This is a genomic window from Caballeronia sp. (genome assembly GCF_049581465.1).
GTDB lineage: Bacteria > Pseudomonadota > Gammaproteobacteria > Burkholderiales > Burkholderiaceae > Caballeronia.
In genome coordinates, this window is record NZ_JBAUSA010000417.1 from 1 (window position 1) to 1,895 (window position 1,895).

At 60.7% G+C, this 1,895-nt stretch carries 1 protein-coding gene and 1 pseudogene; both read left to right on the top strand.

What is annotated here, in order from left to right; all coding sequences use genetic code 11:
- Positions 1-631, top strand: a pseudogene (locus WCA53_RS10465) (hypothetical protein); the annotation flags it as partial.
- 353 nt (positions 632-984) lie between these two features.
- Positions 985-1,233: a hypothetical protein gene (locus tag WCA53_RS10470; protein WP_423908808.1), complete on the top strand. Its 249-nt coding sequence runs from the start codon at positions 985-987 to the stop codon at positions 1,231-1,233.
- Positions 1,234-1,895 lie beyond the last annotated feature (662 nt).

Sequence of the window (1,895 nt, forward strand, 5' to 3'; positions counted from 1 at the left end):
TCATAACTCCGACCGACCCGGTTTTGTCAATGGACTTCGATCCGCGGCGTTAGCCGTGTTCATGGCGATGGTGGATGTCCGGGTAGTGCGCATGCCGGTGCCGAAGCGGTTCATGCCGGCGCCGGCGAGCAGCCTGAATCTGGTCATCGCGCTGCTTCTTGCAGCGCGCCTGCCATCGATCGGCGCAAAGGGCGCGACGGTGGCCGTCGGCTTCTGCGGCGTGGGCTTAAGCCTCGAGCTGTTTGTCTTGGCGCTGCGCCATCTCCGCAGCGCTCGGACTGGGGCTTATTTCTCGGTCGCGCCGTTCCTGGGCGCGATCATCGCTATTGCCCTGCTTTGGGCGCACGGGATAGCCGCAGATTGCTACGGGCGCGACAACAGGTGCAAGCAGCCCCCGCGTAGTCTCCCGCTACGCGAGGGTGCAAGGTGCGCGCGCTTCCGGGAGGGCAAGTGCGCGCGCGCTGAAACACGGCAGCACTATTTTTATTCGCCACCCCCGCAAAAAGGGCGGCCCGAAAGCCGCCCCCTCCCCAGCCCACTTGGAACGGAGGAGCGCCGCAAGGGGGTTTGCGGATTTCGCCGTTCAAAGCCGGGCCGAAGGGCTTACAACGCACCGGTTGTATCACAATGACGCTGCGCATTAATGCTGTCAACTGTCGGTGTAGAGTTCGAGCCAGTGGGCCTATAATTGAGCAAACAAAAAGGGCGGCTGAAGCCGCCGCTCGCGCATACGCTGCAACATCCTGTGCCGCGCCGTGGCCGCAGATCGCGGTCCGCCTAATCAACCGAATAAGGCGTCCAGCACGGATGAGCGCCTGCCCGACCAGGGCGCGATCGTCGCCGCCAATGCTCCGATTCCTCGCGAGGGAATCGCTGCTTGCCTCACTAACGTCGCCTTGGCCTCTGGCATATTTACATAATTTATAAGTTGACATTCTAATTACAAAGCATGACTGTGCTCGGATGCGACGTCTAGAGAAGAGCATGATTTTTTCGGACGACCAGACAACGAATGACGCCCTGCCCAACACTCCTGGAGAGGAGCAGGCGGCTGCATGGGTGCGCGAGGAGCAGGCGGCGGCATGGGTGAGATTCTATGCGATCGAGGTCGAGAGCCGCCCCGGTGAACTTGAGTATGATCGAGCGCTCGCCGCCGCCAAGAGACTGGACGCCGCGGTCGCCAAGATTGTCGCGGCGGGTAGAGGACGGCATGAGGGCGACTGGCCCTTTTGACCCGATAGTCACCCCGCGGAACCGCCACCGAGTCGCCCGACGGCCGCTTGCTTGCGGGGCGTCGCTTAGGACAGGCTCAGAAGCTCAGTCTTGATGATCGGGCAGCATTGCAACTTCCCGGGCTGCCAGCCGGCATAGATCCGCCGGAGTTCGACGCCGGCCGTCCTCATCAACGATGCAAACATCGTTCCGCTTACGCCCGAGTAGCACGAGGACGTGCTCAAGAGCAGCCCTTGCACTTTCAGGTCGGTCGACGACTTCGGTGACGCCAACCCTAGAGGTTACGGTAAACTTCATGGCCGTTCGCGTCAGCCCATCAGCTCCAAAACGAAAAACTACGCGCCGATGGGCGTTCTCGACGCGAGGCTGTCGCCACCGCTGATGCCTTAAGCCAAACCAGCGGCAGGCGCATTGTAATTTTTCCTTCACTCTAGGGTCGCCCTTGCAATGACGCATCGCCAACACCACAATTATGGTAATTGCAATATCATTTATAACCGGTGCAATCCTCTGGTATCGGTGGTGGCGCTAGACGAGCCGCCGACTCATAGTAGGAGGTAGGATATGAACTTATTGTCGCGACGGAGCGTTCTTGCTATCGCCGCCGTTGTCGATGTCGCGTTGCATTCGCGCTCGGCGCCGGTTGCGGCCAAAGCTTTGGC

What these genes read in the sequence shown, in the direction of transcription:
- WCA53_RS10470 (WP_423908808.1), top strand. Translation starts at nt 985, where the DNA reads ATGATTTTTTCGGACGACCAGACAACGAATGACGCCCTGCCCAACACT.